Source organism: Microbacterium sp., assembly GCF_036566905.1.
GTDB lineage: Bacteria > Actinomycetota > Actinomycetes > Actinomycetales > Microbacteriaceae > Microbacterium.
Genome location: NZ_DATCVK010000024.1, coordinates 1 through 13880 on the forward strand (window position 1 = coordinate 1; position 13880 = coordinate 13880).

Below are 13880 nucleotides of genomic sequence, written 5' to 3' on the forward strand. Positions count from 1 at the left end.
AGCGCGCCGGCCCCCGGATGCTGCTGCCCTTGCTCGAGCGCACCCTCGAGCGCGCCGGAAACGTCGCCGCGGCCCTCGAGTTGCGCGGTTTCGCGGGGCGCGGGCTCGACGGCGACTGCCTCGCGCCCGTCGAGGCTCACGACGTCGAGATCGGCTACGGCGGACGGTCGGATGCCGGCATCCGGCTTCCTTCGGCACTGGCGCTCGAGGCCGGCACGCTGATGCTCGTGGCGGGGGCGACGGGTTCGGGCAAGTCGACCCTGCTGCGCGGGATCGCCGGCCTGCACGTGCACACCGACGGCGGCTGGATCGCGGGATCGCTCAGCGTGGTGGGGCACGAGCGCAGCGTGGTGCCGCCCCGCGACCTGGCGCAGCGCGTGGGCGTGGTGCTGCAGCATCCGCGCGAGGCGTTCGCGACGGAGCGCGTGCGCGACGAGATCGGCCTGTCGCTCGAGCTGCGCGGTGTCGCGCCGGTGATCGCGGCGGCGCGGGTGGCCGAGGTCGCCGACCGCGTGGGGGTGATCGCACTGCTCGACCGGCCGACGCGCGGCCTGTCGGCGGGGGAGGCGACGCTCGTCGCCATCGCGGCGGCCATCGTGGAGCACCCGATCCTCCTCCTGATCGACGAACCGCTGGCCGACCTCGACGCTGCCGCGCGCACGCGCATCGCGCGGCTGCTGGACGCCCTCGCGCACGAGGCGGGGATGTGCGTGATCGTGGCCGAGCATCGCACCGCGCCGCTGGCGGGCATCGCCGACACCGTCGTACGGATCGACGGCGGTGCGGTCCTGGTCGGGGATGCCGCCGACGAGGAGAGGTCGTCGCCGGGCCGTGCGGTCGTGGCACCGGATTCTGCCGAGGATGGTTCGTCGGCGCTGGGTGGAAACGCATCTGATTCAGGGCGCAGCGCAGGCGTTCGGGGCGCACCGCTGACGCCCCAGACGCACGGCACGCGCCCCGAACCCCGAGACACGAGGATGATCTCGGTGCGCGAGCCGTCGGCGCAGCCCGTGCTGCGAGCCCGCGGCATCACCGTGAGCCATCGCGGCACCGTGGCGGTGTCGGTGGCGGATCTCGACCTGTACGCGGGTGAGATCGTCGCACTCGTCGGGCCCAACGGCGCCGGCAAGTCGAGCCTGCTCGCGGCGCTGGCCCTGCCCGATCGGCGGATGCGGGTCGAGACGTCGGGGCGCGTCGCGCTGGTGCCGGATGCCTCCGACGACCTGTTCATCTCTGACACCGTCGCCGCAGAGTGCCGTCGCGCCGACCGGCGCGCGTCGCGACGTGCCGCGCGCAGCGACCACGAGGTCCTCGCCCCGGGCCTGGAAACGTCGGCTCAGGGCGGAACGACGAGCGCGACGGGACGACGCCCTGACACCCTCGACGACTCGACCGCGGCCAGGTTCGCGGGCTTCCTCGGCATCCACCCCGATGGGCCGGAGTTCACGGCGCGGCTGGCGCGGCATCCGCGCGATCTGTCGGTCGGCGAGCGCCGCTGCCTCGCCCTCGCCATCCAGCTCGCGGGAGCTCCCGAGGTGTTGCTCGTCGACGAGCCGACGCGCGGTCTTGATCCCGCCGCACGCGCGATGGTGTGGGCGGCGCTGCTCACGCTCGCCCACGCGGGCACGGCGGTGCTCGTGGCGTCCCACGAGCCCGACATCGCCGGTCTCGCCGACCGTGTGCTCGAGATGCGTGACGGCGTGCTCGGGGCGGTCGACGTGCGAGCGCCCGGCGCAGCCGGCGCTGCCCGGGACCTCGCCGTGCCCACCGACCTCGTGCAGGAGCCGGTTGCTCTTCCCGCGGCCGCCGCCATCCCCGCCCGCGTGAGCGCCGCGATCTCCGCCGCCGCCCCTGTCGACGGGCAGATCCGTGGACCTCGACGCACCCCCGCGTCACCGATCGAAGGCTCCGGCCCCGACGCGCTCGGCCCGACCGGTCGTCGCTCCCGCCTCGCTCGGGCGCGCTTCGGCAGGCTTCCTCTGGTCGCCCTCCTCGCCGCCAACCTCGTCGCCCTCGGGGCGTTCTGCTGGCCGCTCGTCGCAACCGCCGTGCCGGAGCAGGCGTACGCCGCGGTGCCGATCGCGGCTCTCGCCCTGGCGCCGCTCGCGATGCTCGTCGTGGTGGCGACGCTCGACGGCACAGTGCGCTCGGCCCACATGCTCGCTCTGCTCGGCACGCTCGCCGCGATCGGGGCGGCGGTGCGCATCGCCGGCACCGGGGTCGGCGGGGTCGAGGCGGTCTTCATCCTGCTGATCCTCGCCGGCCGCGCGTACGGAGCGCGTTTCGGCATGCTCCTCGGCATGGCGACCATCGCCCTGTCCACGGTGATCACCGGCACATTCGGGCCGTGGACGCCCTTCCAGATGTTCGCGTGCGCGTGGGTCGGGGCCGTCGCCGGGCTGCTGCCGCGCCGGCTCTCGCCCGCCGCCGAGATCGCGCTGCTCTGCGTCTACGGCGTCATCGCCTCGTACGTCTTCGGCCTGCTGATGAACCTGTGGTTCTGGCCGTTCGCCGTGGGCTACGGCACCGGCATCTCTTACGATGGCGCGGCGCCGCTGGAGGTGAACCTGTCGAGCTTCCTGCTGTACTCGCTGGTGACGTCGACGCTCAGCTGGGACACCCTCCGCGCGATCACGACCGTCGTGGGCCTGATCGTGGTGGGCCGGCCGATCCTCGCCGCGCTGCGCCGCGCCAAGCCGCTGGCGCCGCACCGGCAGCCCGCCTCCGCTCCGCGAGAGCGGGCGTCTGCTCTATCGTGAAGGTCACGTGCCAGGAGGAGCCCACGTGACCACAGCGATCCCCTCGACCCCGACGCCGACGCCGACGCCGACGCCTCTCATCGGCGCCTACGTGCCCGAGATCATCTCGCTCGCGAAGCGCGGACTGTTCTGGGCGGTCCTCTACGGGCTGTTCGCGCGCGGCTCGCAGGGTGGCTGCGTCACCGCCACCGACGCCGCGGCGACCTGCTACACCGCGACACTCGATCCGTCGCCGGTGGTGTGGCTCACGATGGCTGTCGTCTTCGTCATCTCGCTGGGTCGAGCCTCTCGGGCCACCGACACCACCATCGTCACGCGCGTGCTCCGGCGGGCCGCCACCGCGATGTGGGTCCTCCCGGTCCTCGCGGCGGTGATCGGCCTCGTGGCCTTCTTCACCGCCGATCCGGCCGTCTGGGTGCACACCACGCCGCCTCCGAGCGTCACCGTCGAGATCACCACGGAGTGACATGACGGATGCCGCGTCCCGCGGCATCCGCTCTCCTTCACGTGTCGGGTCAGACCGAGAAGTACTTCGCCTCGGGGTGGTGGAACACGAAGGCGTCGGTGGACTGCTCGGGGTGCAGCTGCAGCTCCTCGCTGAGCTCGACGCCCATGCGCTCGGGGCGGAGGAGTTCGACGACCTTGCGGCGGTCCTCCATGTCGGGGCACGCGGGGTAGCCGAGCGAGAATCGCGCACCGCGGTACTCGAGCTTGAACAGCCCGGCCGTCTCGGTCGGATCCTCGTGCGAGAAGCCGAGCTCGGACCGGATACGGGCGTGCCAGAATTCTGCGAGCGCCTCGGTCAGCTGCATCACGAGGCCGTTGAGCTCGTAGTAGTCGCGGTACTTGTCCTCCGCGAAGAGCTTGGCGGTCACCGAGTCGATGTGCGCGCCCGCCGTCACGAGCTGCACGGGGAGCACGTCGACGGCGCCCGACTCGCGCGAGCGGACGAAGTCGGCGAGGCACAGGTGGCGGTCCCGGCGCTGGCGCGGGAAGTGGAAGCGCAGGCGGTCGGTGCCGATCTCGCCGCCGGAGCCGCCGTCGGGCGCGAGCAGGCCCGCGGCACCCAGGGCGCCCGACGCATCGTCGCCGTGGTGCAGAACGACGACGTCGTTGCCGTCCGACACGACCGGGAAGTAGCCGTATGCGACGGACGCGTCGAGCATGCCCTCGCCGAGGATGCGGTCGAGCCAGTAGCGCAGCCGCGGCCGCCCCTCGGTGTCGACGAGCTGCTCGTACGACGCGCCGTCCTCGCCGCGGCCGGGCTTCAGGCCCCACTGCCCCATGAACGTCGCACGCTCGTCGAGGAAGGCGGCGTAGTCGTGCAGCGCGATGCCGCGGACGATGCGCGTGCCCCAGAACGGCGGCGCCGGCACGGGATAGTCGGATGCCACGTCCGAGCGTGTCGGCATCGCCTCGGGCTCGGTGAGCGTGAGCTTGGAACCGGCCGCGTGGCGCCGCTTCTTCAACGCCGGGAGCCCGACCGAGGCCGGGTCGGCGCCGCGCGCGATCTTGACGAGCGGCTCCATGAGCGCGAGGCCCTCGAACGCATCGCGGGCATAGCGCACCTCGCCGTCGAAGAGGCTCGCCAGGTCGTCCTCGACGTACGCGCGCGTGAGCGCCGCACCGCCGAGGATCACCGGCCACTTCGTGCCGAGCCCGCGGGTGCGGAGCTCCTCGAGGTTCTCCTTCATGACGACCGTCGACTTCACGAGCAGCCCCGACATGCCGATGACGTCGGCGTTGTGCTCCTCGGCCGCGGCGATGATGTCGGCGATCGGCTGCTTGATGCCGAGGTTGACGACGTCGTACCCGTTGTTGGTGAGGATGATGTCGACGAGGTTCTTGCCGATGTCGTGCACGTCGCCGCGCACGGTGGCGAGCACGATGCGGCCCTTGCCCGAGGCATCCGACTTCTCCATGTGCGGTTCGAGGAGCGCCACCGCGGTCTTCATCACCTCGGCGGACTGCAGCACGAACGGCAGCTGCATCTCGCCCGCGCCGAACCGCTCGCCGACGATCTTCATGCCCTCGAGCAGGTGGTCGTTGATGATCTGGAGCGGCGCCAGCCCGCCTGCGCGCGCCAGGTCGAGATCGGCCTCGAGGCCCTTGCCCTCACCGTCGATGATGCGGCGCTCGAGCCGCTCGCCGACCGGCAGCGCGGCGAGCTCGGCGGCACGCTGGTTGCGCAGCGCCGCCGTGTCGACGCCGGCGAAGAGGTCCAGCATCCGTGCCAGGGGGTCGTACGTGACGTTGCCGTCGGCGTCGTATTCGCGGCGGTCCCACACCAGGTCGAGGGCGACCTTGCGCTGCTCGTCGGAGATCGAGGCGAGCGGCACGATCTTCGCCGCGTCGATGATGCCCGACGTGAGCCCGGCCTCGACAGCCTCGTGCAGGAACGCCGAGTTCAGGACGCTGCGCGCGGCCGGGTTGAGCCCGAACGACACGTTCGAGACACCCAGCGTGGTGTTGATGCCGGGGTACTTCGCCGTGATCCGCCGGATCGCCTCGATCGTCTCGATGGCGTCGCGGCGCGTCTCCTCCTGGCCGGTCGCGATCGGGAACGTCAGGCAGTCGACGATGATGTCGCTGACACGCAGACCCCACTCGCCGACGAGCTCGTCGATGAGGCGCGTGGCGATCTGCACCTTGCCCTCGGTGGTGCGGGCCTGACCGTGCTCGTCGATCGTCAGCGCCACGACGGCGGTGCCATGCTCCTTCACGAGCGGCATGATGCGGCCGAAGCGCGAGGTCGGGCCGTCGCCGTCCTCGTAGTTCACGGAGTTCACGACGGGGCGTCCGCCGATCAGCTCCAGCCCCGCGGCGATGACCGCCGGCTCGGTCGAGTCGACGACGAGCGGCAGCGTCGAGGCGCTCGCCAGGCGCGACACGACCTCGCGCATGTCGGCGGCGCCGTCGCGCCCGACGTAGTCCGTGCAGACGTCGAGCAGGTGGGCACCCACGCGGATCTGGTCGCGCGCGATCTCGACGCAGTCATCCCACCGCTCCTCGAGCATGGCCTCGCGGAACGCCTTCGAGCCGTTCGCGTTGGTCCGCTCGCCGATCGCGAGGTACGAGGCATCCTGCTGGAACGAGACGTGCTGGTACAGCGACGCGACGCCGGGGTCCTCCTCCGCGCCCTTCGACAGGCTCGGGGACCGCACCTCGTCGCGTCCCTCGGCCTGTCGGAAGGGGCTCAGCCGCTCGACGACCGCGGCGAGGTGCTCTGGCGTCGTGCCGCAGCATCCGCCGACGAGGCCCAGCCCGAACTCGCGCACGAACTGCTCGTGCGCCGTCGCCAGCTCGCCAGGCGAGAGCGGGTAGTGCGCGCCGTTCGCCCCGAGCACCGGGAGCCCCGCGTTCGGCATGCACGCGACCGGCACGGTGGCGTACTTCGACAGGTGCCGCAGGTGCTCACTCATCTCGGTGGGGCCGGTGGCGCAGTTCAGGCCGATGGCGTCGACGCCGAGCGGCTCGATCGCGGTGAGCGCCGCCCCGATCTCGGACCCCATGAGCATGGTGCCGGTGGTCTCGACCGTCACCTCGACGAAGATCGGCAGACGGATGCCGCGGCTCACGATCGCCTGGCGGCAGCCGTTGATGGCGGCCTTGGTCTGCAGCAGATCCTGCGAGGTCTCGACGAGGAACGCGTCGGCGCCCCCGTCGATGAGCCCCTCCGCCTGCAGCGCGAACGTCTGCTTCAGGTTGTCATACGTCGTGTGACCGAGGCTCGGGAGCTTCGTGCCCGGCCCCATCGAGCCGAGCACCCAGCGCACGCGCCCGTCGACGGCCTCGGCCGCCTCGACGCGCTCGCGCGCGATGCGCGCCCCGGCGGCGGCGAGCTCGGTGATCCGGTCGTCGATGCCGTAGTCGCCGAGGTTCGACCAGTTCGCGCCGAACGTGTTCGTCTCGACCGCGTCCACGCCGACTTCGAGGTAGGCGTCATGGATCGCCGCGACGACGTCCGGGCGCGAGACGTTGAGGATCTCGTTGCAGCCCTCGAGACCCTGGAAGTCGCCGTCGATCGAGAGGTCGTAGCGCTGCAGCATGGTGCCCATCGCCCCGTCGGCGATGACGACCCGCTCCCGTACGCCGTCCAGCAGCTGCTGCGACCGCTCGGGCCGCGGCACGCCGTCGATGTCGAGGGCGAAGCGGGGAGCGGTCGAGGCAGCGGTCACCCGCGCGAGTTTAGTCGCGGTCCCCCTCACGTTGCCGTTCGTGACGGACGCCCCTCACGCCCACCCACGACCGGTGGATGCCGCAGGCGCAGGCGCGCCAGCGGGCGCGGGCCGCGGCATCCGTCCTCCGGTCAGGCGTTCTTCGAGTCGCGCCAGCGCAGCCACGACCGGATGAGGTCGTAGTCCCAGTCGGGGCCCTGGAAGCCGAGCGTGAACAGGCGCACGCCCGCGTGGTACAGCTCGTCGGCGACGCTTTCGCCGCGCTGGTGCAGCTCGTTGGAGATGACGAGGCCCGACGTGTCGCGCTCCTCGCGCTCGGCCCAGCGCTCGATGACGTCGAGCTTGTGCGGCAGCTCGTCGGGGCGCACGAAGCTGTGCCAGATGTCGGCGTGCCGGGCGACGAGGCGCAGGGTCTTCTGCTCGCCCTTGCCGCCGATCATGACCGGGATCTCGCGCGTGGGCGCGGGGTTGAGCTTCTGCCAGCGCGCCTCGATGCGCTCCAGCCCGGCGGCGAGGTCGTCGAGCCGCGAGCCGGCGGTGCCGAAGTCGTAGCCGTACTCCTCGTAGTCGCGGGCGAACCAGCCCGAGCCGGTCGCGAAGATGAAGCGGCCGACGCCGTCCTTGGCCGAGATGTGGTCGACGGTGCGGGCCATGTCGGCCTGCAGGTCGGGGTTGCGGTAGCTGTTGCAGTTGACCAGCGCCCCGAACTCGACGCGCTCGGTCTGCTCGGCCCAGGCGGCGAGCATGGTCCACGACTCGAAGTGCAGGCCGTCGGGGTCGCCCGACAGCGGGAAGAAGTGGTCCCAGTTGAAGAGGACGTCGACGCCCATCTCTTCGAGACGCAGAACGGCGTCGCGGAACGCGGAGTACGGGGCGTGCTGGGGCTGCAGCTGCACGCCGAGGCGCACAGGAGTATCGAAGAGGGGCATGGCAAAAAGACTAGGGCCGCTGCGAAGGGGTGATCCTCGTTCGAAGAGGATTGCCGAGATGAGGACGCGCAGTGACCTGCGCGTCCTCATCTCGGCGCATGTTCTCAGTCGAGGACACCGGCGTCAGCCTCGGCGCGCCCGAGCGGCCTTCATCGCCGCATCCACCGTGTCCCAGATCGCGATGCCGGCGATGACGAAACCGATCACCACATTCACGATCACGCCGACCTTCGCACCGTCGTCGACGATGATCGTCGGGAAGAACTCGGGGTTGATGAGCCGGCCCTCGAACAGCAGCCACAGCGCCGGCACGGCGACCACCAGATTCAGGATGCCGTTGGCCACGGCGAGCGCAGGGGTCCAGCGTCCGACGGCGTAGACGACGATGGCGAGCACCGCTTCCAGTGCCATCAGCAGGAACAGCCCGATGATCCACCACGGCCACAGCCCCGGGTCGAGGAACGGCAGGCCGGGCTGCGTCGGCACCAGTCCGACGAAGTGGTCCCACAGCACGACGCCGGCCATGATCGCGAGGAACGCGAGCGAGGTGATCATGTCGCCGAGTCCGGCGCCGCGCTGGCGCGGTTCGGGCAGCTGATCGGGGGTCCACGGTCCGCTCGTCATCGTCTCGTGCCCGGTCCGCTCCAGCACCACGAACACGAGGGTGGTCCAGAACGCGATGTGGACGACCACCGTGATGAGCAGCGGCACGATGGCGCCCACGATCTCGCCGAACGTGGCGCCGTCGAGCACCATCGCGAGCGAGACGCCGAAGGCCGCGCACACCGGGACGATCCAGAGCAGCAGCTTCAGCAGCCGCCACCAGTCGAGGAAGTAGCGCGGCCCGACGAGCCACAGCGGCCGGTCGGTGTACTGCGCGGCGAGCTTGTCGGGGTCGCCGAGGTCGGTCAGGACGGCGCGTTCGGCGGACGCGTGGTCCTCGCCCTCGGCGAGGCGTGCCTCGATCTGGTCGTCGATCGAGCCGCGCAGTTCGGCGGCGAGGTCGTCGCGCTGCGTCTCGGGCACGGTGCGCATCGCGGCGTCGACGTAACGGTCGGTGAGCGTCGCGGTTGTCATGTCGGTTCTCCTCAGATGCTGATCGTGGGTCAGTGCTGAACGTCGGGGGTGGGAAGGTCGTCGATCGCCGCGGCGATCGCGCGGAAGTCGTCGGTGAGGGATGCCGCGAGCCGTGAGCCCGCGGCGCTGGTGCGGTAGAACTTGCGCGGCCGCGACTCGTCGGTGTTCCACTCGCTGGTGAGGAACCCCTGCTTCTCGAGGCGCCGCAGCAGCGGGTAGAGCGTGTTCGCGTCGGTGGGGAAGCCGCGCTCCCCCAGCTCTTCGAGCAGTCCGTACCCGTACCCCGGGTGGACGAGCAGGCGCAGGCACGCGAGCACGACAGTGCCCCGCCGCAGTTCCTGCAGGTGCGTCTCGAGGATGTCGGTTTCGCTCATGTCTCACACCATACTGTGTGTCACACACTATGGTCAATCACACATTGTCGGATCGCTCGCCCCTCTCCACCCAGCCCTCGCCCTCGGGGTTCGTCCGTCGTATATGTACGCCCGGCGCGCCGATTCAGGTACATATACGACGGACGAACGGGAGGAGGGCGAGGATGGGGACGTGAGCAACGACGCGACCCGGCCGGCACTGAACGAGCTTCTCGACACGGCGCGCGTCGTCGCCCTGCCGCTGGCGACCAGGTTCCGCGGCATCGACGTGCGCGAAGCGCTCCTCTTCGAGGGACCCGAGGGGTGGGCGGAGTTCTCGCCGTTCCCGGAGTACGACGACGCAGAGGCTGCAACGTGGCTCGCTGCGGCCATCGAGGACTCCCGGATGCCGCGGCCGGAGGCCCGCCGCGAGCGCATCGGCGTCAACGCCACCGTGCCGGCCGTGGCTGCGGCATCCGTTCCCGCGGTGCTGGCGCGGTTCGACGGCTGCCGGACGGCGAAGGTCAAGGTCGCCGAGGCCGGTCAGGTGCTCGCCGACGACGTCGCCCGCGTCCGGGCCGTCCGCGAGGCGATGGGCCCGGAGGGTCGCGTGCGCATCGACGCCAACGGCGCCTGGAACGTCGACGAGGCCGAGCGCGCGCTGCACGCCCTCGCGGAGTTCGACCTCGAATACGCCGAGCAGCCGTGCGCGACCGTCGACGAGCTCGCCGAGCTGCGGCGGCGGGTGAAGTACATGGGCATTCCGATCGCCGCCGACGAGAGCGTGCGCAAGGCCGCCGACCCGCTGGCGGTGGCTCGTGCGGGGGCGGCCGATCTGCTGGTCGTCAAGGCGCAGCCCCTCGGCGGCGTGCGCCGGGCGCTCGAGATCGTGGCGGAGGCGGGGCTCCCGGCTGTCGTCTCCAGCGCCCTGGACACCTCAGTCGGGCTGTCGATGGGCGTGGCACTGGCCGCCGCGCTTCCCGAGCTCGATTACGACTGCGGGCTCGGGACGGCGTCGCTGTTCACCGCCGACGTGGCCGATCCGCCGCTGACGCCGCGCGGCGGCTTCCTTTCTGTGGGCCGGGTCACTCCCGACGCGGCACTGCTCGACGCGTACGCCGCATCCGCCGACCGCCGCGACTGGTGGCTCGACCGCCTGGCGCGGTGCTACGCGGTGCTCGACTCCGGCCGCTGACCGAGCGCCGGCGAGCCAGGCGGCATGCCCTGAGCGGCGATGGGCGTGCGCCTCACCCGCTCGCTCGACCCGCTCACCGCCTCAGACCGGTTCGATGATGATCTGCGCAACGCGGGCGAGTTCCTCGTTGATGCGCAGATGCATCTCCTCGTCGCCGAGCCCCGCCATCACGGCCCGTACAGACGCCGCCTCCCACACGGTGAGCATGAGCCGCGCAGCCTCGTGTGCGGGAACCCGGAATCGCAGTGCGCGCGCTGCGCCGATGTCGGAGATGATCTGCGCGACGTTGCGCAGCATCTCGTCGTCCTGCGCGAGGTAGGCGACGGCGAGCGCCGGCGTGCGAAGGGCGCGGATCCGGATCTCGCTCATCAGCAGCACGCCGAGGCGGTCGTCGGCCGACACGTCGAGGATCTGCTGAACGATATCGAACGCGTTGGTCGGCATGAGATCGAGAGCGCCCTCGCCTTCCAGCGCCGCCACGCGCTGCCGCACCACGGCGACACGCCCGCGGGCGACCGAGCCGGCGAGCTCGAGGAACAGCTCGTCCTTGGTCTCGAAGTTCGAGTAGAACGCGCCACGGGTGAAGCCCGCGCGCTCGCAGATCGCCTCGACGGATGCCGCGTCCAGGCCGACCTCGGCGAAGACCAGGGCGGCGGCATCCAGCAGCTTCTGCCGGGTCGCTTCTCGGCGGCGTGACGTGCCGGCCACTTCGACCACGGGGGTGTCGCTCATCGGTCCTCCTGCCGCCAGTCTCACACGGACTACTCAGGTTCGGGCGGCCAACCCGCCTTACGATACACTCATGTATCCGATACAGCGCTGTATCGACGCAACCCCTACCTCTCACCCGTAAAACGGAGGCGCTGTGTCGACCCTTCTGTATGCGCTCGGCCGCTGGACGTACCGCCACCCGTGGCGGGTGCTGGTCTCGTGGCTGCTGCTGCTCACGCTCGCCGGCGGCGGCGCGGCCCTCTTCATGAAGGGCACCGACAACTCCTTCTCGATTCCGGGTACCGAGGCCCAGGAGGGCATCGCCCTGCTGGACCGCAGCTTTCCGCAGGCCAGCGGCACGAGCGCGCAGCTCGTGATCGTCGCCGCCGACGGCGACCAGGTCGACGAAGAGCCCTACGCCACGGCGATCGACGACACCGTCTCGCATCTCGAGGACCTCGACGGCGTGATCGCCGTGACCGACCCGTTCAACGAGATGGTCACCGGCATGCTCTCGGACGACGAGTCGGCAGCGATCATCCGCCTGCAGTTCGACGGGCAGTCGACCGATGTGTCAGACGAGACCAAGGCGGGCCTCGAGGACGTCGCCGACGATCTGCGCGAGACGCTCCCCGAGGGCTCCCAGGTGGCCATGGGCGGCGACCTGTTCTCGACCTCGGTGCCGGCCCTCTCGCTGATCGAGGCGGTGGGCGTGCTCATCGCGCTGTTCGTGCTGATCGTGACGTTCCGCTCGTTCGCGGTCGCGTGGTTCCCGCTGGTGTCGGCGCTGATCGGCGTAGGCCTCGCGATCGCCCTGATCTACGTCTCGACGGCGTTCGCGTCGATCTCGTCCACGACGCCGATGCTCGCGATCATGCTGGGGCTCGCGGTGGGCATCGACTACGCGCTGTTCATCGTCGCCCGACATCAGGACCAGGTGCGCGCCGGCGTCGAACCCGAGGAGTCCGCTGCGCGCGCGACGGGCACCGCCGGCTCTGCCGTCGTGTTCGCCGGTGTCACCGTGCTCATCGCCCTCATCGGGCTGGGCTTCGCCGGCATCCCGTTCCTGACGACGATGGGCATCGCCGCGGCCGTGGCGGTCGCGATCGCCGTGGTCGTCGCCATCACCCTGACGCCTGCCCTCCTCGGCTTCGCGAAGGGCCGGGTCGCCGGCTGGGGTCACGGCCGCAAGCGCCGAGGGATGCCGCTCCCCCGCCGCGCCGCGACGGCACCGTCTGCGGCGCCCGAGGGCGCACTTCGTGTCACGGGCGCGCGCTCGGCGACCGGGGGCTCGAACGAGACCGTCGAGGATGCCGAGACGCGCGGGACCACTCCCGCTCCCGAAGCGGCCGACGCCGTCCACGCCCCGGTCAAGAAGACCAACCGCTGGGTCCTGCTGGTCACCAACCATCCGGTGGTCACGACCATCGCGGTCGTGCTGACGCTGGGGGTCATGGCGATCCCGGCCGCGAGTCTCGGCCTCGCACTGCCGAACGCGGGACAGCAGCCGGAGTCGAGCCAGGCGCGTCAGGCGTACGATCTCACCGCCGAGCACTTCGGTCCAGGTGCCAACGGCCCGCTCATCATGACCGGCACCATCGTCACCTCGACCGACCCGCTCGGACTGATGGCCGACCTGGCCGACGAGGTCGAGAAGGTCCCCGGCGTCAAGGAGGTCGCGCTCGCGACGCCGAACGAGACCGCCGACACCGGGCTCATCCAGATCGTGCCGGAGACCGCCCCGGACGACCCCGCGACCGCCGAGCTCGTGCGGGCGCTGCGGGATCTCGCCCCCGAGCTGGAGGACGAGTACGGCGTCGACCTCAAGGTGACCGGCTTCACCGCGGTGGGCATCGACATCTCGGACCGTCTCGGTGCCGCCCTGCTGCCGTTCGGCGTCTTCGTCGTCGGGCTGTCGCTGGTGCTCCTGATGATCGTGTTCCGCTCGATCTGGGTGCCGATCAAGGCTGCCGTCGGCTATCTGCTCTCCGTGCTGGCTGCCTTCGGCGTCGTCGCCGCGGTGTTCGAGTGGGGCTGGGGCGCCGACCTGCTGCACGTCGATCGCACCGGACCGGTCATCAGCTTCATGCCGATCATCCTGATGGGCGTGCTGTTCGGGCTCGCGATGGACTACCAGGTGTTCCTGGTCAGCCGGATGCGTGAGGACTACGTGCACGCACGCCGGGGCGCGGCCGGCCACTCGACGCGCAGCCGTCGCGATATCGCGCTCGGTGCCGTCCGCTCGGGCTTCACCGCCTCGGCACGCGTCGTCACGGCGGCGGCGATCATCATGTTCGCCGTGTTCGCGGCGTTTGTTCCGGAGGGCGACGCGTCGATCAAGCCCATCGCGCTGGGCCTCGCCGTCGGCATCGCCGTCGACGCCTTCCTCGTGCGCATGACGCTCGTGCCGGCGGTGATGGCGCTGCTCGGCGACAAGGCCTGGTGGATCCCGCGCTGGCTCGACCGGATCCTCCCCCACTTCGACATCGAAGGAGAAGCCGTCGAGCGCGAGCTCGCGCTCGAGGCCTGGCCCGAGCCGAACACGACCGCCGCGGCCGTGGGCGAGGGCGTCGGCGTCCGCGCCGATGCCGGCGGCTCCGCCGGCGAGGTCGTGCTGTTCGAGGACGCCGCCTTCCGGGTGGAGCCCGGCGGCACCCTGATCGCGACCGGCGACCCGC

The 13880-nt window shown here is 71.1% G+C and carries 9 protein-coding genes; 4 read left to right on the forward strand and 5 right to left on the reverse strand.

All coding sequences use genetic code 11. The features are described 5' to 3' along the window. A partial coding sequence (locus VIP82_RS02450; RefSeq protein WP_331905704.1) for an ATP-binding cassette domain-containing protein occupies positions 1 to 2759 on the forward strand: 2759 nt, incomplete at its 5' end. A 25-nt stretch (positions 2760 to 2784) separates the two neighbouring features. Continuing rightward, the gene (locus VIP82_RS02455) at positions 2785 to 3225 is read left to right on the forward strand and encodes a hypothetical protein (RefSeq protein ID WP_331905705.1); all 441 of its coding nucleotides are present in this window, start codon (positions 2785 to 2787) and stop codon (positions 3223 to 3225) included. 49 nt (positions 3226 to 3274) lie between these two features. On the opposite strand, the gene metH is transcribed toward VIP82_RS02455, so the two are convergent. The 4 genes from metH to VIP82_RS02475 all read right to left on the reverse strand — a co-directional run bounded on the left by metH (position 3275) and on the right by VIP82_RS02475 (position 9317). After that, on the reverse strand, positions 3275 to 6937 hold the full coding sequence (gene metH / locus VIP82_RS02460; RefSeq protein ID WP_331905706.1) for a methionine synthase: 3663 nt from the start codon (positions 6935 to 6937) through the stop codon (positions 3275 to 3277). Between the two features lie 131 nt (positions 6938 to 7068). Continuing rightward, complete coding sequence (locus tag VIP82_RS02465; protein WP_331905707.1) at positions 7069 to 7866, reverse strand: LLM class F420-dependent oxidoreductase; 798 nt, start codon at positions 7864 to 7866, stop codon at positions 7069 to 7071. 123 nt (positions 7867 to 7989) lie between these two features. Next, positions 7990 to 8943 (reverse strand): permease prefix domain 1-containing protein, encoded by a 954-nt coding sequence (locus tag VIP82_RS02470; RefSeq protein WP_331905708.1) that lies wholly within the window; start codon positions 8941 to 8943, stop codon positions 7990 to 7992. A gap of 29 nt (positions 8944 to 8972) precedes the next feature. Further along, the gene (locus VIP82_RS02475) at positions 8973 to 9317 is read right to left on the reverse strand and encodes a PadR family transcriptional regulator (RefSeq protein WP_331905709.1); all 345 of its coding nucleotides are present in this window, start codon (positions 9315 to 9317) and stop codon (positions 8973 to 8975) included. 172 nt (positions 9318 to 9489) lie between these two features. Here VIP82_RS02475 and VIP82_RS02480 point away from each other — a divergent pair, with 172 nt between their 5' ends. Further along, positions 9490 to 10491, forward strand: a complete 1002-nt coding sequence (locus VIP82_RS02480; RefSeq protein WP_331905710.1) for an o-succinylbenzoate synthase — start codon at positions 9490 to 9492, stop codon at positions 10489 to 10491. Positions 10492 to 10572: 81 nt separating this feature from the next. Here VIP82_RS02480 and VIP82_RS02485 read toward each other — a convergent pair whose 3' ends face one another. Then, positions 10573 to 11223: a TetR/AcrR family transcriptional regulator gene (locus VIP82_RS02485; RefSeq protein ID WP_331905711.1), complete on the reverse strand. Its 651-nt coding sequence runs from the start codon at positions 11221 to 11223 to the stop codon at positions 10573 to 10575. A 133-nt stretch (positions 11224 to 11356) separates the two neighbouring features. On the opposite strand from VIP82_RS02485, the gene VIP82_RS02490 reads away from it, so the two are divergent. Beyond that, positions 11357 to 13880 (forward strand): MMPL family transporter (locus VIP82_RS02490; protein ID WP_331905712.1); only part of this gene is annotated, 2524 nt, incomplete at its 3' end.